Below are 18,044 nucleotides of genomic sequence, written 5' to 3' on the forward strand. Positions count from 1 at the left end.
ATTTGCCCGACGTTCTAATGCCGCAATGCAACATTGTCGAGGGATGAGCGGCACAGCCTTCATCCGCCTTTCGGCCACAGGATCATCTGGGTGCAGCGGAACAGCGCGATCGGTCGGTCCGGGCGCGCTTCGGAAAAGACCTCCGCATCCCAGACCTGCGTGGTTCGGCCCTGATGTTTGGCATGGGCGTGGCAGACCAGCGTGCCTTTCAGCGCCGTGCCCAGATGGTTGGATTTCAGTTCCACCGTGGTGAAACCCTGCGCCCCGTCGGGTAGATCGGCATAGGTGCCGAAGCCGCAGCAGGTGTCGGCCAGCCCGACGATGGACGCGGCGTGCAGATAGCCGTTCGGCGCCAGATGCAGCTTTGTCACTTTCATCCGCGCGCGGGCCAAGCCGTCCCCGGCCTTGAGCATTTCGATGCCCAGATGACTGACAAGGCTGTTTTCGGACAGTTTTTTCGCGGCTTCCAGGTCGATGGCCATGGCGGTTTCCTTCAAACGGCGACGGTCTTGGCTTTATAGCGGCACAGGTCGGCGACGATGCAGGACGGACAGTCCGGCTTCCGCGCCTTACAGACATACCGTCCGTGCAGGATCAGCCAATGATGGGCGTGACGCAGGAATTCCTTCGGGATTTTCTTCTCCAGCGTCAATTCGACAGCCAGGGGCGTTTTGCCGGGGGCAAGGCCGGTTCGGTTGCCGACGCGGAACAGATGCGTATCGACGGCGATCGTCGGTTCCCCGAAGGCGATGTTCAGGACGACATTGGCCGTCTTGCGCCCGACACCGGGCAGGGTTTCCAGCGCGGTGCGGTCGCGCGGCACCTCACCGCCGAAATCGCGCACCAGAATCTCCGCCGCCTTGATGACGTTCTTCGCCTTCGAATTATACAGGCCGATGGTCTTGATATGATCCTTCAGACCCGCTTCCCCCAAGGCCAGCATTTCCTGCGGCGTGGATACGATTTGGAACAGCTTTTCCGTCGCCTTGTTGACGCCGATATCCGTCGCCTGCGCCGACAGGGCGACAGCGACCAGCAGGGTATAGGGATTGGTCCAGTTCAATTCCCCCTTCGGTTCGGGGTTCTGGGCCTGAAGGCGTGAAAAGAATTCGACGATATCGGCTTTTTTCATCGTGGGCGGGTTCTCTGATCGGATCGCTATCGGGATCGGTTGGGCTAGCCTATCCAAGCGGTTCGGGCCGCGAAAGGCCTCTTCACGCGTTCTGCGTCTTTTTGGGGGCTTTCCTGCCGTGGCGGCTGCGTTATCTTATCGCCCATGGACGACACGCAGACAGAAACGGTCTATTTCGACGCGACGCTGCGGCCGCATCGCAGCCTGGACCCGCGCGGCTTCCTGCTGGTCATGGTGGCCATTGCCGGGGGCGGGTTTACGATCGGCTTCGCCTTCTTCCTGGCGGGCGCGTGGCCAGTCGCCGGTTTCTGCGGCCTTGAAGTCCTGCTGATCTATATCGGGTTCAAGATGAATTTCCGGGAAGGCCGCCGCTGCGAACATCTGTTCATGACCGATGACGGGCTGAACGTGTCGAAGACTGAACCCAACGGGAAGACCCATATCTACAAGCTGGAGCCGACCTGGTTGAGGGTCCTGATGGAAAACCCGCCGCGTCCGGGTAGCCGGTTGCTGTTGACCAGTCACGGGAAGGCGTTGGAGATCGGCTCCTTCCTGCTGCCTGACGAACGGTTGGAAGTCGCGGAAGCCCTGCGAGACGCCGTCTATCGCTACCGCACGGGTCACCCGGTTTAGCCGGAAATTTTGCGATAAATTATTTTGCATTCGAGTGATCGCCGTCACGGACAGGTGCGCGCGGGTTCCGTATAAAAAACGCGTGGCACTGAGCCGGTGGGGATTGGCTCGTTTCGCCCTGGAGAGAACAAATGATTGTCGTCGATTACGGAAACTATCGTCAGGTGCAGGCCGAATGGGCCGACGGCCTGATCCATGCTGCGGAATGGGCGCGACGGGCCAACCCGAAATGCGTGAGCCCGGATTTCGTGCGCGACTTGGACCTAGCGGCCGGGGACGCACGCGCCCGCCTTTCCAGCGCGACCATGGAATCGGAAGTCTGGGTCGATTTGTAATCCTTACCAGTCGGGATTGGCGCCCGGCAGGGTCGCTCTTGCCCGTGCGACGATGGCCGGATCGATCTCCGCCTCTTCCGCGAAAGCCAGCAAATCAGGCTCATACCCCAGCAGATGATCGAGAACCCCGCCCAGGAAACCCGGATCGCTGATTCGGGTTCTTAAATCGTCGGGGCCCAGCCCGGACAGCGCCATGAACCGGCCCATGCGGTCCTCGTCCTGGGCGATATAGGTCAGCGCCCGTAGCGCCAAGGTTTCGGCCTGATCCCGCTGCATTGCCGCCGTCCTTTCAGAAAACACTGCAGACCGGCCAGCGTTTGCTGGCGCGGTCCCGATGAATCAGGCGATATCACGCGAAACCGGTTTTGGAAAAGGTCCAGACGACATGACGGAATGGGGACGCAGGGCGCTGGCGGGGTTGGCGATCTATAAGGATCGCCGGATCGTGCTGATCGCCCTGATGGGGATCGCCAGCGGCCTACCACTTCTGTTGACGTTGTCCACGCTGACATACTGGCTGCGGACGGTCGGGGTCGACCGGACGACGATCGGCATCCTGGCGCTAGTGGGCCTTCCGTACACGCTAAAGCCCCTTTGGGCGCCGATACTGGACCAACTGCCCGCGCCATATCCCTTCGCGCGGCTGGGCCAGCGGCGTGGATGGGCGATCATTATTCAAATCTTCTTGATGATAGCGATCGCGGCGTTGGGCTTCACGAATCCGGCGGCGGACTTATTCATGACGGGCTTGGCCGTCCTTTTGATTGCCTTTCTGTCCGCCAGCCAGGATGTCGTCATTGACGCCTTTCGGATCGAACTACTGTCGGACGACGAACAAGGGGCGGGTGCCGCGGCGACGCAAGGAGGATACAGAATCGGGCTGCTTTTGGCGGGCGCCGGCGCTCTGGCCCTATCCGATTTCTACGATTGGCAGATCGTGTTTCTGTGCCTTGCGGCTTGTGTTCCAATCGGCATGATCGGCGTCCTGTTAGCGGTGGAACCGTCGAACGACAGCCGCCAACCGGTACAGTCGGTCAAAGCGTTCGTTAAAACGGGTGTAATCGAACCGTTTGTCGAATTCCTGGCGCGCCCGTCGGCAATTTTCATCCTGATCTTCGTACTCTTGTACAAATTCGGCGATGCGATCGGCGGCTTCATGGCGAACCCGTTCTACGTCGATATCGGTTTTACCGGCACCGAGATTGCGTTGGTCAGTAAAACGACGGGCGTGCTCGCGACGATGATCGGCGTGATCGTCGGCGGGGCGCTGGTGCGCGCGATAGGTCTTCTTAAGGCGCTGGTCGTCGGCGGTATTCTGCAGGCGGTCACGAATTTCCTATTTGCCTGGGTCGCGACGGTGGGGCCGGATGTGAGCGCCCTTGCCGTGGCGGTCTGGGGGGACAATTTCACGGGCGGTTTGGGGTCCGCAGCATTCATCGCTTACCTCTCCGCCCTTTGTAACAAAGAATTCACAGCCACCCAATATGCGTTGCTGACAAGTCTGATGGCCATGGGCCGGACGATCATGTCCACCCCCAGCGGATATCTGGTTGATATGGTCGGTTGGGCGGAATTCTTTATTTTGACCGCTTTTCTGGCTGTGCCCGGACTAATCCTCATCGCGATCCTGGCGCGTACCGGCGCGGGACTTTCCTCACGGAAAGCGATATAGTATTCCTGCGACAAGAAAGCTTATGTTGCAGTGCAGCAAAATGAGCTATATATACCTGCCGAGAGACAGCCGAAACGGTGCCGAAAAGACATCGTGACGGGCGCGGTGGGATAGCGCAGTTTCGCATTAACGAGGACGGTACATGCTAGTCGACAAAATTCCGCTGGGCGAAAATCCGCCTTGGGACATCAATGTTATTATCGAGGTTCCGCACGGCGCCGATCCGGTGAAATACGAGCTGGATAAGGAATCGGGCGCGATGTATGTCGACCGCTTTCTGCATACCGCCATGTTCTATCCCGCCAACTACGGGTTCATCCCGCACACGCTGTGCGGCGACGGCGATCCGATCGACGTTCTGGTCGCCGGTCACGTTCCGGTCATTCCGGGCGCGGTCGTGCGCTGCCGTCCGGTCGGCGTGATGATCATGGAAGACGAAGGTGGCCAGGACGAAAAAATCCTGGCGGTGCCGCATGACAAGCTGCACCCGTACTACACGGATGTGTCCAGCTATCGCGACTTGCCGAAAATCCTGATCGAGCAGATTGCCCACTTCTTCACCCACTACAAGGATCTGGAGAAGAACAAATGGGCGAAGATCGCTCGCTGGGGCGAGGCGGGCGAAGCGGCCAAGATGATCGAAGAGTCGATCGTGGCCTATCAGTCGCAGAAAAAGGCGGCGGCTGAGTAAGGAAACGGCGATGTCGTCACGCGGTCTCCGGATGGAGGTGGTTGAGGGCGACATCACGGTCCTGGACATCGATGCCATCGTCAATGCCGCCAATGAGACGCTTCTCGGCGGCGGCGGCGTGGACGGCGCGATACACAGGGCGGCCGGCCCGGAACTGGCGATATACTGCCGGACCTTGGGTGGCTGTCCGACGGGGGAAGCCCGGATCACACCGGGGTTCCGGCTTCCCGCCCGGCACGTCATTCATACCGTGGGACCGGTATGGGGCGGCGGGCAATCCGGTGAGGACGATCTTCTCGCCTCCTGCTACCGAAACAGCCTCGCGCTGGCGGTGGAAAACGAGGTTCGAACGATCGCTTTTCCGGCGATTTCCACCGGTGTGTACGGGTTTCCTGCCGAGAGGGCGGCGACGATCGCCGTGGAGACGGTCACGGAATTCCTGAACACGGACACGGTGATCGCGCGGGTATTGTTCTGTTGTTTCGGAACGGAGAGCGCGCGGTACCATCGAACGAATGTAAACAGGGTTTCATAGGGCGGACACGACTTCGGGGTAGGCGGTTAGAGTACGGAAACGAAGGAGTTCGCTATGTCGGTTAGAGATTTGGACTCGCTGTTCAAGCCGACGTCTATTGCGCTGATTGGCGCGTCCAAGAAGCCCGGTTCGGTCGGCGCGGTCTTGGCTCATAATCTTTTCAGCTGCGGCTTCGACGGGCCGATCATGCCGGTCAATCCGCATGAATCGGCCATCGGCGGGTCTCTGGCCTGGCCTGATATCGCCAGCCTGCCCATCGCGCCGGATCTGGCCGTCGTCGCGACGCCGCCGGACACGGTGCCGGGCGTGGTCGCGGATCTGCGCGATAAGGGCTGCAAGTCGGTCTGCGTGATCACTGCCGGTTTCGGCGAAGGCGACGATGCCGAAGGGCTGGCGCGCCGCGTGAAACTGGAAGAAGCCGCCGGACCGATGCGCATTCTCGGCCCCAACGTCCTGGGCCTGATGGTGCCGGGTGTCGGGTTGAATGCCAGTTTCGCGCATATCTCCCCCCTGCCGGGCGATCTGGCCTTCGTGGCGCAATCGGGCGCAATGTTGACCTCCGTTCTTGATTGGGCGACGGGCAAGGGAATCGGTTTTTCCCATCTGGTCAGCCTGGGCGACAAGGTCGATGTCGACTTCGGCGATATGCTGAACTACCTCGCGGTCGCGCCGGAAGTGCGCGCGATCCTTCTGTATGTCGAAGCCATCGGCGACGCGGCGAAGTTCATGTCCGCGGCGCGGGCGGCGGCACGCACCAAGCCGGTTGTCGCGATCAAGGCGGGGCGTGTCGCGGAAGGCGCGAAGGCCGCATCCTCCCATACCGGTGCGCTGGCCGGGTCCGATACAGTCTATGACGCTGCGTTCCGACGCGCGGGCATGCTGCGCGTGTACGACATGCAGGAGCTGTTCGACGCTGTGCAGACCCTGTCCAGCAGCCTGCGCCGCTTGGGCGTGGAAGGCGACGGACGGCCCGAATCCGTCGGCGACCGTTTGGCGATCCTGTCCAACGGCGGCGGGATCGGCGTTCTGGCGACGGACAGCCTGATCGAACAAGGCGGTCACCTGTCGGATTTGGAGCCGGAAACGCTGGAAAAGCTGAACGGTGTCCTGCCCCCGACCTGGAGCAAGGGCAATCCGATCGACATTATCGGCGATGCGCCGCCCAGCCGCTATGCCGATGCGCTGGAGGTCCTGCTGAAGGACAAGCATTCGGATGCGGTCCTGGTCCTGAACTGCCCGACGGCGATCAGCGATTCCGACGCCATCGCGGCCCGCGTATTGGAAGTCGCCGCCGGGAAGAGCAAACCGATCCTGACCAGTTGGATCGGCGAGGGGGCGGCCGCCAATGCCCGGCGCCGTTTCACCGAAGCGAAGGTTCCGACCTACAACACCGCGGAAGAGGCGGTGCGCGGCTTCATGCATGTCGTGCGCTATCGCAAGAACCAGGCGAACCTGATGCAGGTGCCGGTTTCGCGCGGCGACAATGGCGGGGAGCCGGACCGCGCGACCGTTCGGGCATTGATCGACACGGCGCTCGCGGAAAAGCGTGCGTGGTTGAGCGAGGTCGAGGCGAAACAGGTCCTGGACGCCTATCAAATCCCGATCGCGTCCTCCAAGGTCGCCAAGACCCCGGCGGAAGCGCGTCAGCTTGCCAGCAAATTTTCCATGGGCGATCTGGTCGCCGTAAAGATCCTGTCGCCGGACATCACGCATAAAAGCGATGTCGGCGGGGTCGTGCTGAACCTGTCTTCCCCCGATCAGGTGGAGGAAGCGACGAAACACATGCTGGAACGGTTGCGCCGGGATTTCCCGGATGCGCAGATCGACGGTGTGTCCGTGCAACAGATGATCCGCCGCCCCGGTGCCCACGAACTGATCGTGGGGCTGAGCGAGGATCCGCAATTCGGTCCCGTCGTGCTGTTCGGCAAGGGCGGAAAGGAAGTGGAGGTCGTCGGCGATACGGTGACCGGCCTACCGCCGCTGGACGATGTTCTGGCCCAGTCGCTGATCCGGGAAACCGCGGTCAATAAGCTGCTGCGTGGCTATCGCGACGAGCCGGCCGCGGATTTCGAGGGGATTCGGCATGCCCTGATTCAAGTTGGGCGGCTGGCGATCGACTTTGCCGAAATCAAGGAACTGGATATCAACCCGCTGATCGCGGACAGCCAGGGCGTGGTTGCCCTGGACGCCCGTATCCGCGTGGCGCCGGTATCCGGGAAACTGGCGGAAGACCCATCGTCGCGCTTGTCGATCCGTCCCTATCCCCGCGAACTGGAAGGCACGGTCAGCCTGCTGGACGGCCGGGCCATCGCCGTGCGGCCGATCCGCCCGGAAGATTCGACGGGGTTGCAGGAACTGGTCGCCCGGTCCGCCCAGGAAGACATCCGCTTCCGCTTCCTGCATCCGATGAAGGACTTGCCGGAACGGCTTGCGAACCGCCTGTCGCAAATCGATTACGCGCGTGAAATGGCCATGGTCGCCCTGGACCCGGAAGACGGAAAATCCCTGATCGGGGTTGCGCGCCTGACCGCCGATGCGGACGGGGCGGAGGCGGAATACGCCATCCTGCTGCGCCAGGATCATAAGGGCGAAGGTCTGGGCTATGCCTTGATGACGCGGTTGATCGAATTCGCCCGGATGCGGGGTATCGGCGTCATCTATGGCGATGTGTTGTGCGAAAACGGCCCCATGCTGTCCATGTGCCGCGATCTAGGCTTCACGGCGAAATCGCATGAGGACGATCCGGGGGTGATGCGGGTTAGCCTGCCGCTCTAAGCGGAACCGGGCGAGGCGAGGCCGGGTTAGACGAGGCTGGACGCGCCGAATCGGTCTCGGGCGACTCGGCTTCCGCCGCCTTCAGGATCAGCTCCGCGAATTCCGTCAGGAAGACCGACCCTTTCACGGTACGCTGAATCAGAACGGATCTACGGTCGTCCGGGTCGGGCTTGCGGCGGACGAGCCCCAGTTCGGACAGACGGTCCAGGGCACGGGTAACCGCCGGCTTGGCGACGTTCAACGCTTCGGACAGGCCGCGCACCGTATGCGGTGATTGGCTGAGATAGACCGTGGTCAGCACGGCCATTTGCCGGGCGCTCAGGTCCGGGGAATCCCGCCTTACGCTTTCGACAATGGCGCCGCGCCAGATTTCCAGGGCTTGTGTAGCGTTCACGTTCAGCCTCGTCAGTCAGGTCGAACCGTCCGGTGTTCAATCGGGAAACGGTTCGAATCGGTCATTTCTCGGCGGAAAAACCCGCCCCCCGATTCGGTACTCCGATTCGGTACGATCCTGAAACGATTTTTTTGTGCTGTCAAAGGCCAATCGATACGGGATCGAAACGATCGGTCAGATCGCGGCCTGGAAAAACTTCATTCGTAGCGTTTGCGCAGGGCGTCGAGGACACCGCGCACGGCCTGGGCTTCGCCGCCTTCCGGGCGTCCCGGTTTGCCGGACACGTTCCAGCTCATCAGGTCGATATGCGCCCATTCGGTATCGGGTGTGATGAATTTTTCCAGGAACAACGCCGCCGTGATCGCCCCGGCATACCCGCCGGAGGATACGTTGTTCGTATCCGCGATCTTGCTGTCCAGCATTTTGGCATAGGGCTTGTGCAGCGGCAGACGCCATGTCGGGTCCTGCGCCGAAGATCCGCTTGCCGCCAGATCGGCGGCCAGGGAATCCGAATTGGTGAACAGCGCCGGCAGATCGGTGCCCAGCGCGACGCGCGCCGCGCCGGTCAGCGTGGCAAAATCGATCAGCAGGTCCGGATCTTCCTCGCAGGCGAGGGTCAATGCGTCGGCCAGGACGAGGCGTCCTTCCGCATCGGTGTTGCCGATCTCGACGGTCAGGCCCTTGCGGGAGGACAGGATGTCGAGCGGTCGGAAACTGTCGCCCGACACGCTGTTTTCCACCGCCGGGATCAAGACACGCAAGCGGACCGGCAACGTCAACGCCATGATCATGCGCGCCAGACCCAGAACCTGGGCCGCGCCGCCCATGTCCTTTTTCATCATCAGCATCGCGCTGGACGGCTTCAGATCCAGACCGCCGGAATCGAAGCACACGCCCTTGCCGACCAGGGTCAGCTTCGGATGGGTAGACTTCCCCCAGGCCAAGTCGATCAGCCGCGGCGGGCGCGATGAGGCGCGTCCCACGGCATGTATCATCGGGAAGTTTTCGCGCAGCAGATCGTCGCCGACCACGGTTTCGCAGGCCCCGCCGAAATCCCGCGCCAAGGCGGCGGCGGCGGAGGCAAGTTCGCCCGGTCCCATATCGGACGCCGGCGTATTGATCAGGTCTCGCGTCAGATAGACGCCGGAGGCGATGGCTGTGACCTCCGTCTGGTTGACGGTTTTCGGCCAGACCAGACGACGCGCCGGTTCTTCGCGCTTCCGATAGCGGTCGAAGACATAGGAGCCGAGCGCCCAGCCAAGGCAGGCGCGGGTCAGCGTCTTCGCGTCGGTGACCGCCGGGTCGATGGCATAACTGCCTTCCGGCAGTTTTCCGGGCGCTCCGCCCCAGGACCAGAGATCGTCCGCGTTTTCGATGACCAGTAGGGCATTCTGAACGGACCCGTCCGCGCCGGGCAGAAGGCTGGTGCCGCCCGGTTTGCCCTTGAATCCTGTGGCCGACAGCCAGGCCTTGATCCGGTCGTCCTGGCCGTCCAGCCAACCGGCATAGGCGGCTTCTTCAACCGCGATCAGGGTCGTCGTCGAGTCGTCCGCACGGGCGGCAAAACAATCCATTCCAAAATTCCTCTGTTATTCCGGCTTCGGCGGCGGTCCGCCCTTCGTCAGCAGCCGGGTTCCGGTATCGCCAGAACCTCCACCAATTCCGCTTCGGCGACCATGACGCCGATATCGATGGTCATGCGAACGATCACACCGTTCGGCAATGTGTCAGAGATATAGGTCGTCGTCGGTTCGGAATCCTGCTTTCCAACCTCGAAAAGCGCGGAAACGATGCGTTTCATCTGTCCGGCAAGCAGGCCGTTCGGATCGGAAACATCCGCCCGCGGGGCTTCCGGCTTACCCGCGACCAAATCCGTCGCCCGCCACGCGAAAGGGTCGCTGCCGTCGAACAGGATGTAGGTCAGAAGCCGCTGGTTCTGCCCCCACATAGCGTCCAGGTTCCATTGGATCGTATCGATCGGGAACCGCGTTTCCGGCGGCAGGGCCAAAGCGCCGTTCTTCGGGGCGGTGAAGTTCGCGACGACGCTGCCGTCCGGTCGACGTTCCGCGCGTCCGGCGATGACTTCCGTGCCGTTGGGCGTATCCGCCGTGCTTTCGAAAGCCAACCACGATCCGTCCAGGGCTTCATGGGCCTTATGGTCGACGGTCAGATTGAAGGACGCGTTACCGTCCATATCCGCGACCATGTGCAGTTCCGATTCGGTCGTCCAATCCTGACAGGTCCGCGTGACGTCAAACCGCATCAAACCGGTAAACGATGTGATATCGCCCATCCGGGTTTCCAACAGCGACAGCCGGTACCGGGCCGAATGCGGCACGATCTTCGGGGCGATTTCCTGAGAGAAAGCAGGCGCGACGGTTTCTGGCGCGAACAGGCCCAGGCAGGCAATGGCGAGAATAACGATGCGTCGCGCCATGATCAGTCGCGATAGGGGGCCGGACGCCCGCCTTGCCGGGGTTTATGGCCGCCGCGCTGGGTCCCGCGCCCGCGCGGTTGGAAGCTCAACACATTCTGGGCCTCGCGGCCTTCGATACGGGGGGGCAATTCGGCGGCGCTACGTTCCGCCTGTTCGCGGGCGGCGTCCATGTCACGGGTACGCCCCGCCTGTTCGACGACGGTATCGCCGTTCATCGGAAATGTGGCATTGAAACCGCCGTGGCGGTGACGCACCATTGCGGCGGGTTTCCGCCCAAAAATCCATAGATCCGCCATGCTCAGTCCGGTCCTCTGTCGACCAAAGGATGTCACCCACTTGATCGCATGCTATAGCCCGCTTCGCAAGGCCCGGTCACGCGCTTATGGGGTGGGTTCCGCGCCGGAAGGACGCAGTCGATGGACGTTCTGATCAATATTCTTTTTCCCATCTTCGGTATCGCGATGATCGGGTATTTCGCGGCGCGGATGGGATGGCTGTCCAGCAGCGCGGAATCCGGCATTTCCGGCTTCGTTTTCAACTATGCCGTCCCGTTGATGCTGTTTCGGACGATCGCGCGCACGGACCTGCCGGACAGCATTCCGTGGGATTTGTTTTTATCCTATTACCTGCCCGCCATCGCCGTTTATGCCTTTGGATTGTTCCTGGCGCGTTTCGCGTTCGGGCGGGACTGGATGGGGGCGGTCCTGACAGGCATGGGATGCGCCTTTTCCAACACGGTTTTCCTGGGGCTGCCGGTGATCCTGCTGGCTTATGGGGAAAAGGCCGCGCTACCCTTCTTCCTGATCCTGTCGGTCCACGGTCTGATCTTGTTGAGCGGCACCACGGTTCTGATCGAAATCGTGCGCAGCGGGGAGGGCGGTCTGTCGCGCGTGCCGATTCAGGTCGCGACCGGGTTGATCCGCAATCCAATCCTGATCGGACTGGTCGCCGGAATGGTCACCAATCTGGCGGGCTGGACCTTGCCGCTGCCTTTGGACCGGATCACCGAAACCATGCAGGGCGCGGTTCTGCCCTGTGCCCTGTTCACGCTGGGCGCGTCTTTAAAGCGCTATGGCGTTGCGGGCAGGGTGGTTCAGTCGGTCCTGTTGGTGTCCCTGAAACTCGCGATCTTTCCGGCACTGGTCTATCTATTCGGGACGTATTTGTTCGATCTGGACCCGAACTGGGTGCAGATTGCGGTTCTGACCGCCGCGCAGCCGACTGGGGTTATGGTCTTTATCTTCTCGCAACGCAGCGGCACCGCCCAGGCCCTGTCAACGACGTCGATCTTCCTGTCGACGGTTGGGTCCGTCGTGACGTTATGGGTCATTCTAACTCTGTTCCACCGGGCATCGGGGTTATAGCGGATGGGATATCTTGACCGAATTCGGGCCTGCAATAACGGGGACACACGGCGCTATCTGCCGCTTCATGGATTGGGCCGCCGTTTCGGCTGGGTAAGTCCGGTGCGGGCCGATTTGCTGAAATCCTATCCGCAGGTGTTCCGCGTGGCGGACGATCGGATTGACCTGGATCCGGCGCTCGCAGACTACGACACGGCCAGCGCCGCGCTGGATCCGGTTCTGCGGGACCTGTCCGAACAAGGACATTTGCCGCATTGGCGGGACGAACGGTATGCCGTTGCAGCGGAATTCGGGGAGGATCCGATTTTGTCGGTGGAGCGCACGGCCTGTCCGTTCCTGGGGATTCGAAGCTGGGGCTTCCATTTGAACGGTTTCGTCCGGCGTCCGGATAGCCTGCATCTATGGATCGCCGAACGGTCGCATACCAAGCCGACCTATCCGGGGCAGTTGGACAACACGGTCGCGGGCGGTCACCCCGAAGGTCTGAGCCTTGCGCAGAATGTCGCCAAGGAATGCGCGGAAGAAGCGTCCATTCCCGCCGATATGGCCGCGCGGGCGGTGCCGGTGGGGATGCTGTCCTATTGCCATGAATCCGATGACGGCCTGAAACCGGATCAGATGTTTTGCTACGATTTGGAAATGCCGGAGGATTTCGTGCCGGTTCCGAGCGACGGCGAGGTCGAAAGCTTCACCCTGATGCCGGCGGCGGTCGTCATGGCCATCGTCCGGGACACGGATCGGTTCAAATTCAATTGCGCGCCGGTTTTGATTAACTTCTTCATTCGGCACGGACTGCTCGATCCCGACCGGGAACCGGATTACGGGCGGATTTGTGCTAGTCTGCAAACCCCGCCAACGCCCTAATTCAGGCGGTCGAAACGATCGTTGCGGCATCGCGAGCCAAAGCCGCATCCAATGCCTCGTTCTGAATCGTTAGTGTCCGCATGAGATTCGGATCTCCGGTCGATGCCGGGATATGGATAAGGGTCAGCACGCGTCGATATGCGTGAAAGGAAATACCGGTCAATAACTCTTCGTCCGTTTCGACGGTGTAAGCGCCTGGTGGAAATACTTCGCCAAGATCGCCTAGAGTAAAGGGGGCGTTGAATGTCACTGTGGATTTTATTGTGCGCCCGGTCATCAGATGTCTCCGAAAAGCGGCCGTAATGTGCAGGCCGTATTGGCGAAGCGGGAAGCGACGGAGAGGTTTCCCCCTCCGTCTCGGTCACTACGACTTCTGTACGGCGGCGGCAGCGCCTTTGGGGTTGGACTCTTGGTCCCCCGGTTTGTCGCCGACCGGCGGCGCGGCCTTCGCCGGTTCAGCCGATTTTTTGGGAGTTGAACTGGGCTGGGAGGCGGAGAATTTCTTGAATGACATGAGAACCCCTTTCGGGTTTAGCAGGCAATGATCTGCCGCTAAATGTTATATGGTTCGGATATTTTGTTTTTCAATTATTTGGTGTTTGGATAATAAAATAAATATTCGGAATCTTTTATTTTAATAATTTTTAATAATCATTCTGGGAAGCCCGCCATGGCGCGAACGTCCGCTGGTTCTTTCCCCGCCTCCCGCAGCGCCGCCAAGGTCAGGGCCTTGTCCCGCTTGGCATAGCGTCGTCCGTTCTTGTCGGTCAGCAGTCCGTGGTGCCGGTATTCGGGCTCCGGCAGGCCCAGCAAGGTCTGTAGCACGCGGTGGATATGCGTCGCATGCAGCAGGTCCTCGCCGCGCGTCACCAGGGTCACATGCTGCAAGGCGTCGTCCACGGTGACCGACAGGTGATAACTGGTCGGTACGTCCTTGCGCGCCAGAACGATGTCGCCGCAGGTTTCGGGATGAACGTCGATCCGGCCCCTGTCCAGATCGGTGAAGGTCAGCGGTCCCGCCATACGGGCCGCCTTCGCCATGTTCAGGCGCACGGCATGAGCTTCGCCCGCCGCGACTCGATCTCGGGCTTTTATCGGGTCCAGAACGCGACAGGTGCCGGGATAGAGCGGCCCGTCCGGCCCATGCGGCGCGCGGGGTGCGTCTGCGATTTCCGCCTGGATATCCTTGCGCGTACAAAAACAGGGATAGGTCAGGCCGCCGTCTTCGAGGACATGCAGAAACTTGTCATAGAGAGATAAGCGTTCGGACTGACGCAGCACCGGTTCCGGCCAGGTCAGGCCCAGCCAGGACAGGTCTTCGCGAATGGCGGCGTCGAATTCGGGACGGCACCGGCCTACGTCGATATCCTCGATCCGCAGCAGGAACGCGCCGCCGATTCTTTCCGCCTCCCGCGCCGCGAACAGGGCGGAATGCGCGTGCCCCAGATGCAGCAACCCGCTGGGGCTGGGCGCGAACCGCGTGAATTTGGGAAGCATATCCTGCATGGCTCTGGCGTAGTTTGGCGCGACGGTCTAAGTCAAGTGTCATGGATCGCGATACGTTGAGACGCGGCCTCGATGCCGTTGCCGAACAGGACCCGCAAGTTGCCGCGGGTCTGGCGCTTGTCGGTTATCCCGAACCGAGATTGAGCGACCACGGTTTTGCCACCCTGCTGAACATCATCATCTCGCAGCAGATATCCAAGGAAGCCGCGGCGTCCATTCGCGGTCGGGTGGAAGCCCTGTATCCGTCCGGCACGGCGGCGGAGTTTCTGACCCTGTCCGATGAGAACTTACGCGGCGCCGGGTTCTCTCGCCCGAAAGTCGCCTATGCCCGTGGGCTGGCGGAGGCAATTGAGGACGGACGCCTGGACATTGCCATCCTGGCGGAGATGGCGGATGACGAGGCTGTCGCCGCCATCACCGCCCTGAAAGGGTTCGGGCGGTGGAGCGCCGAAATCTACTGCATGTTTGCCTTACGTCGGGAAGACCTGTTTCCCGGCGAGGATATCGCGCTTCAAGAGGCCATGCGGCGCTTGAAAGGGCTGGAATCCCGCCCGACCGCTAAACATGCCCGCGCGCTGGCGGCGGCGTGGTCGCCTTGGCGCTCGCCGATGGCGGTTTTCCTGTGGCACTATTATCGCGGCGCGCCGCAGTCATGACCCGTCAGTGTTTCAGCACGAATTCAACGACGAGCCGCGCCGCGTCGCCGCGTTTCTTCAATTTCTGCGGGATCGGTTCGTCCAGGTCCTTCGGACGCCATTCCCGACAGGTTTCGACCGTCAGCCCGGCTTGAGCGAAGGCGTTCAGGTGATCCGCGAATTGGTGCGGATAGGTCGGCATATGGACCTCTTCGCCGCCATCCTTGAAATGCGCGGCGATCCCGTCGCCGGATAGATAGGGATGGATTTCGATCACGACGATCCGCCCGCCGGGTTTTAGCAACCGTCTCGCTTCCGCCAGCGGAATCTCTGTCCTGTCGATATGTTCCAGCACCAGGCAGAACAGCACCAGATCGGCGGATACGTCCGGTAACGGCACCGGGGTCATCAGGTCCTGGCGGATCAATCGGAAGGAGGCATTCCGCGTGGCGGCCTTTTCCAACATGCCGTCGGAAAGGTCCAACCCCGTCAGGCTATGTGCCCCATGCGTCGCGAAGAATTCCAGATTCCTACCGGTGCCGCATCCGAACTCGACGATATCCTGACCCGAGACATCGGCGTGGTGCCGGGTCAGCGCCTTTTCGGCGATGAAGATCATCGGATTGTCGAACCCGTCGTAACTCTCCGCCCACCGGTCGTAGGCGGCCTCGACGCTCAAATCCACGCGGCGGATCGAATCAGTCATTCAGGGACCGTCCCGCCACGGCATTCAGCAGTTCCGTCACGCGGTCGAAATACCGGGCGATATGGACACCGTCCGCGAGACCGTGATGGACCTGAACGGATAGCGGAAAATCGACTTTGTTCGCAGCAAATCCGAACTTGCCGACGGCGACGGCGGGGATCGAACTGTCGTTGAACCGTCCCGTCGGGTGTTGGATCGCAGTGAACCGGAGCCAGGGCAGGCAAGTCGCGAACAAATAGTCGCGGTGATCCATCGAATCCTTGCGTAAACCGTCCGCCGCCGCGGTGACTGCCTTGTCCTTTAGATAGCGGTCCAGGAAGACCGGCCAATCCGCCGAATAATCGGCGGAAGAGAAGTTCACATTCCCGTCCTTGCCCGTCGTCGCATAGGATACGATCAACCGCTCCACGCGATAGACCGCATCGTCCATGATCCGGAAGCGGAATTCGTCGATATCCAGGCTGGCACGGGCGAGTGCGTGCAGGACGATGGCGAAGGGCGGATATCCGTGCCGCTTCGCCGGGGTGACGAAATCCTCCGCTTCCACCAGGGCGGCGATGTTGACGGTCGGATTGTCGAAGCCGCCGTAGAAGTTCAACTGATCCAGACGTGAAAAATTTTCGGGGGTGGCGTATTTGCGCATGACGATAAGTTTCTCCCTTCGGAATCCCGTTCCGGTTCGGGGCACTTATTGTCCCGGCGATCAGGATCGCCGTCGGCTCCGCCAGAGCAACCGCAGCCTATGATTTTCGGTCGCTTGCTTCAAGCCCGATCCCCGATTTGCACTCTGTCCCGCGATCGTCCAAGGTACTTTCATTCGAATTCGAACGGCGACCTTGCGACGTGGGAGAGAGTGTATGGCGGACCTGACCCTGACCGGCCCGGAACTGGCCCCGATATCGGGGGAAACGCCCGACCGCCTGATCGTGCTGCTGCACGGACTGGGCGCGGACGGGGCGGACCTTCTGGCGCTGGGCGAAGTTCTGTCGCGGGTGTTCCCGACGGCCCAATTCGTGGCGCCGGATGCGCCTTTTGCCTGCGACATCGCGCCGACCGGGAAACAGTGGTTTTCGTTGCAGGACCTGTCGCGGGATCAGTTGAAGATCGGCGTGTCGGCGGTGTCGCCGATGCTGAACGACTATATCGACGCGCAGATGAAACGGTTCGATATCGAGGCATCGAATGTCGCCGTCATCGGGTTCAGTCAGGGGACGATGCTGGCCCTGCATGCGGTGTTGCACCGTCCGGACCCGGTCGCCGTGGTCATCGGTTTTTCCGGCATGCTGATCTCGCCGGAGGATCTGGGCGATATCGGCCCCGCGAAGCCGCCCGTCTTCCTTGTTCACGGCGCGGACGATCCCGTCGTCCCGTCCGATATGACCCGGCTGGCGGGGGAGGCGTTGAAGCTCGCCGGCTTCGATGTGGAGGCCATGATCATTCCCGATCTGGGCCATTCCATCGACGAGAACGGGTTGGGCGTGTCCGTGGAAATCCTGCAGCGGGCTTTCGGCGATAAGGAAATCCCGGAAAATTAATCGGGCTATTCCCGCGCCGTTGTTATCGTTTTGTCATGCAAATCGGTTAGACGAGAACCCGACGCATTCGGGTGTTACAACACTGTGATAATTGGAAGGATGCGTTCCACAATATCTTGTGGCCAAAACAGAATATGGGTAGAGTTTACCCAATCGGCGGCGTCAGCACCGGTATTCGGGGAATTCCGGTTCCGCCCGCCAAGTACGGAGAGCAGTAATGTTATCCGCATTGGAAAGCAGTCCGGCCCTTGTCCTGAACGCGGACTTCCGCCCGCTCAGCTATTTTCCTCTTTCTGTGTGGAATTGGCAGGATTCGATTAAGGCGGTCGTTTCGGAACGAGTGAACGTTGTTTCCGAATACGATGTCGAGGTTCACAGCCCGACATGCAGTCTGCGCCTACCCAGTGTGATTTCCCTGAAGGAATATGTTGCCCCGGCGCGCCGTCCGGCCTTCACCCGGTTCAACGTTTTCCTGCGCGACAGACTGGTCTGCCAATATTGCGGCGATGCCTTCCCGGCGCATGACCTGACCTTCGATCACGTCGTGCCGCGCAGTCAGGGCGGCCGGACGTCTTGGGAAAACGTCGTCGCCGCGTGCAGCCCCTGCAATCTTGTAAAAGGGGGACGCACGCCGCGTCAGGCGAATATGCCGCTGATGCGCGACCCGCAGGAACCCTCCGCCTGGGAATTGCAGGAAAACGGACGCGGTTTCCCGCCCAACTTCCTGCATGAAAGCTGGCGCGATTATCTGTACTGGGACACCGAACTGGATCATTGAGCCGAATTGGGTATAGCGTCGTCCGACGGTTTCTCTTGCGATCTCGGACGGG

22 protein-coding genes are annotated in these 18,044 nt (G+C 61.2%); 11 read left to right on the forward strand and 11 right to left on the reverse strand.

Annotated features, from left to right (window positions below):
* Positions 1–59: 59 nt before the first annotated feature.
* Positions 60–482, reverse strand: a complete 423-nt coding sequence (locus HH303_RS15130; RefSeq protein WP_169626205.1) for a PaaI family thioesterase — start codon at positions 480–482, stop codon at positions 60–62.
* Positions 483–493: 11 nt separating this feature from the next.
* Positions 494–1,132, reverse strand: coding sequence for an endonuclease III (gene nth, locus HH303_RS15135; protein WP_169626206.1), 639 nt, complete (start codon positions 1,130–1,132; stop codon positions 494–496).
* Positions 1,133–1,276: 144 nt separating this feature from the next.
* Between nth and HH303_RS15140 the strand changes: the two genes are divergently transcribed.
* Positions 1,277–1,765 (forward strand): DUF2244 domain-containing protein, encoded by a 489-nt coding sequence (locus HH303_RS15140; RefSeq protein ID WP_169626207.1) that lies wholly within the window; start codon positions 1,277–1,279, stop codon positions 1,763–1,765.
* A gap of 131 nt (positions 1,766–1,896) precedes the next feature.
* Positions 1,897–2,100 (forward strand): hypothetical protein, encoded by a 204-nt coding sequence (locus tag HH303_RS15145; RefSeq protein WP_169626208.1) that lies wholly within the window; start codon positions 1,897–1,899, stop codon positions 2,098–2,100.
* Positions 2,101–2,103: 3 nt separating this feature from the next.
* Here HH303_RS15145 and HH303_RS15150 read toward each other — a convergent pair whose 3' ends face one another.
* Positions 2,104–2,376, reverse strand: coding sequence for a DUF3572 domain-containing protein (locus HH303_RS15150; protein ID WP_169626209.1), 273 nt, complete (start codon positions 2,374–2,376; stop codon positions 2,104–2,106).
* A 109-nt stretch (positions 2,377–2,485) separates the two neighbouring features.
* Here HH303_RS15150 and HH303_RS15155 point away from each other — a divergent pair, with 109 nt between their 5' ends.
* From HH303_RS15155 to HH303_RS15170, 4 genes are all read left to right on the forward strand, one after another.
* Positions 2,486–3,772, forward strand: coding sequence for an AmpG family muropeptide MFS transporter (locus HH303_RS15155; RefSeq protein ID WP_169626210.1), 1,287 nt, complete (start codon positions 2,486–2,488; stop codon positions 3,770–3,772).
* Positions 3,773–3,914: 142 nt separating this feature from the next.
* A complete protein-coding gene (ppa, locus tag HH303_RS15160) occupies positions 3,915–4,463 on the forward strand; it encodes an inorganic diphosphatase (RefSeq protein ID WP_169626211.1) in 549 nt (182 codons plus the stop codon).
* A 10-nt stretch (positions 4,464–4,473) separates the two neighbouring features.
* Positions 4,474–4,998, forward strand: coding sequence for an O-acetyl-ADP-ribose deacetylase (locus HH303_RS15165; protein WP_169626212.1), 525 nt, complete (start codon positions 4,474–4,476; stop codon positions 4,996–4,998).
* A 54-nt stretch (positions 4,999–5,052) separates the two neighbouring features.
* The gene (locus tag HH303_RS15170; RefSeq protein ID WP_169626213.1) at positions 5,053–7,773 is read left to right on the forward strand and encodes a bifunctional acetate--CoA ligase family protein/GNAT family N-acetyltransferase; all 2,721 of its coding nucleotides are present in this window, start codon (positions 5,053–5,055) and stop codon (positions 7,771–7,773) included.
* On the opposite strand, the gene HH303_RS15175 is transcribed toward HH303_RS15170, so the two are convergent.
* From HH303_RS15175 to HH303_RS15190, 4 genes are all read right to left on the reverse strand, one after another.
* Positions 7,757–8,167, reverse strand: coding sequence for a MarR family transcriptional regulator (locus tag HH303_RS15175; RefSeq protein WP_455011042.1), 411 nt, complete (start codon positions 8,165–8,167; stop codon positions 7,757–7,759). The two genes, HH303_RS15170 and HH303_RS15175, sit on opposite strands and share 17 nt — an antisense overlap.
* 197 nt (positions 8,168–8,364) lie before the next feature.
* The gene (locus HH303_RS15180) at positions 8,365–9,741 is read right to left on the reverse strand and encodes a leucyl aminopeptidase family protein (RefSeq protein WP_169626214.1); all 1,377 of its coding nucleotides are present in this window, start codon (positions 9,739–9,741) and stop codon (positions 8,365–8,367) included.
* Positions 9,742–9,788: 47 nt separating this feature from the next.
* Positions 9,789–10,604 (reverse strand): EipB family protein, encoded by an 816-nt coding sequence (locus HH303_RS15185; protein WP_169626215.1) that lies wholly within the window; start codon positions 10,602–10,604, stop codon positions 9,789–9,791.
* Between the two features lie 2 nt (positions 10,605–10,606).
* Positions 10,607–10,900, reverse strand: coding sequence for a hypothetical protein (locus tag HH303_RS15190; RefSeq protein ID WP_169626216.1), 294 nt, complete (start codon positions 10,898–10,900; stop codon positions 10,607–10,609).
* Between the two features lie 120 nt (positions 10,901–11,020).
* On the opposite strand from HH303_RS15190, the gene HH303_RS15195 reads away from it, so the two are divergent.
* Both HH303_RS15195 and HH303_RS15200 read left to right on the forward strand, forming a co-directional pair.
* Positions 11,021–11,968, forward strand: a complete 948-nt coding sequence (locus tag HH303_RS15195; protein ID WP_169626217.1) for an AEC family transporter — start codon at positions 11,021–11,023, stop codon at positions 11,966–11,968.
* A gap of 3 nt (positions 11,969–11,971) precedes the next feature.
* On the forward strand, positions 11,972–12,832 hold the full coding sequence (locus HH303_RS15200; RefSeq protein ID WP_169626218.1) for an NUDIX hydrolase: 861 nt from the start codon (positions 11,972–11,974) through the stop codon (positions 12,830–12,832).
* A gap of 1 nt (position 12,833) precedes the next feature.
* On the opposite strand, the gene HH303_RS15205 is transcribed toward HH303_RS15200, so the two are convergent.
* Together HH303_RS15205 and gluQRS are read right to left on the reverse strand one after the other, a co-directional pair.
* Positions 12,834–13,109: a hypothetical protein gene (locus tag HH303_RS15205; RefSeq protein ID WP_169626219.1), complete on the reverse strand. Its 276-nt coding sequence runs from the start codon at positions 13,107–13,109 to the stop codon at positions 12,834–12,836.
* Between the two features lie 374 nt (positions 13,110–13,483).
* Positions 13,484–14,329, reverse strand: a complete 846-nt coding sequence (gluQRS, locus tag HH303_RS15210; protein WP_406611414.1) for a tRNA glutamyl-Q(34) synthetase GluQRS — start codon at positions 14,327–14,329, stop codon at positions 13,484–13,486.
* Positions 14,330–14,379: 50 nt separating this feature from the next.
* On the opposite strand from gluQRS, the gene HH303_RS15215 reads away from it, so the two are divergent.
* Entirely contained in the window at positions 14,380–14,994 is a 615-nt protein-coding gene (locus HH303_RS15215; RefSeq protein WP_169626221.1) for a DNA-3-methyladenine glycosylase family protein, read from the forward strand.
* Between the two features lie 4 nt (positions 14,995–14,998).
* Here the strand turns inward: HH303_RS15215 and HH303_RS15220 are convergent, their stop codons facing one another.
* The gene (locus HH303_RS15220; protein WP_169626222.1) at positions 14,999–15,679 is read right to left on the reverse strand and encodes a class I SAM-dependent methyltransferase; all 681 of its coding nucleotides are present in this window, start codon (positions 15,677–15,679) and stop codon (positions 14,999–15,001) included.
* Complete coding sequence (locus tag HH303_RS15225; RefSeq protein ID WP_169626223.1) at positions 15,672–16,322, reverse strand: CatA-like O-acetyltransferase; 651 nt, start codon at positions 16,320–16,322, stop codon at positions 15,672–15,674. The genes HH303_RS15220 and HH303_RS15225 overlap by 8 nt, the downstream gene beginning before the upstream one ends.
* A 214-nt stretch (positions 16,323–16,536) precedes the next feature.
* On the opposite strand from HH303_RS15225, the gene HH303_RS15230 reads away from it, so the two are divergent.
* Together HH303_RS15230 and HH303_RS15235 are read left to right on the forward strand one after the other, a co-directional pair.
* Positions 16,537–17,214 (forward strand): alpha/beta hydrolase, encoded by a 678-nt coding sequence (locus tag HH303_RS15230; protein ID WP_169626224.1) that lies wholly within the window; start codon positions 16,537–16,539, stop codon positions 17,212–17,214.
* Positions 17,215–17,431: 217 nt separating this feature from the next.
* A complete protein-coding gene (locus tag HH303_RS15235) occupies positions 17,432–17,992 on the forward strand; it encodes an HNH endonuclease (RefSeq protein ID WP_169626225.1) in 561 nt (186 codons plus the stop codon).
* Positions 17,993–18,044 lie beyond the last annotated feature (52 nt).

Source organism: Pacificispira spongiicola (genome assembly GCF_012926505.1).
Taxonomy (GTDB): Bacteria; Pseudomonadota; Alphaproteobacteria; order UBA8366; family Aestuariispiraceae; genus Pacificispira; species Pacificispira spongiicola.